Genomic DNA, 408 nt, shown 5'->3' with positions numbered 1-408 from the left:
TAGTTTCACCACACCTTCCTCAGTAAGTCGGCTGATAAGGCTGGCCCTGTACCCAGCGTGATTGCCAATGCTCCAGGTACACGCTGGCCACCGCAGGAACGTCCCACATCACCACCGCATTTTCGCTGTTGGCCTTGGCGGCCGAGGCCGAGTAGTTGAACGAGCCGGTCTCGACGTTCTGGCCATCGGTGATGATCACCTTGTCGTGCTNTCAGGGATTTGCGCGTTGGCCAGCAGGTTCATCGCAGCGCGACTGGCCCTGTTGTCGTTGCCATGGGCATCGACCACCACCTGTACATCGACGCCGCGCCGTTTGGCTTGCACCAACGCCTTGACCACGCTTGGAGAGGTGAAGCTGTAAGCCATCAGCCGTATCTGCTGCCGGGCTCGCTGGATCACATTGAGTAA

General features: G+C 59.2%; 1 pseudogene. It reads right to left on the bottom strand.

The window, feature by feature from the left end:
* Positions 1–19 precede the first annotated feature (19 nt).
* Positions 20–408, bottom strand: a pseudogene (locus ALO64_RS03595) (phospholipase D family nuclease); the annotation flags it as partial.

This window comes from Pseudomonas meliae (assembly GCF_001400515.1).
Taxonomy (GTDB): domain Bacteria; phylum Pseudomonadota; class Gammaproteobacteria; order Pseudomonadales; family Pseudomonadaceae; genus Aquipseudomonas; species Aquipseudomonas amygdali.
Note: the sequence above shows the minus strand (reverse complement) of the source record. Positions and strands in the feature narration are given on the sequence as shown.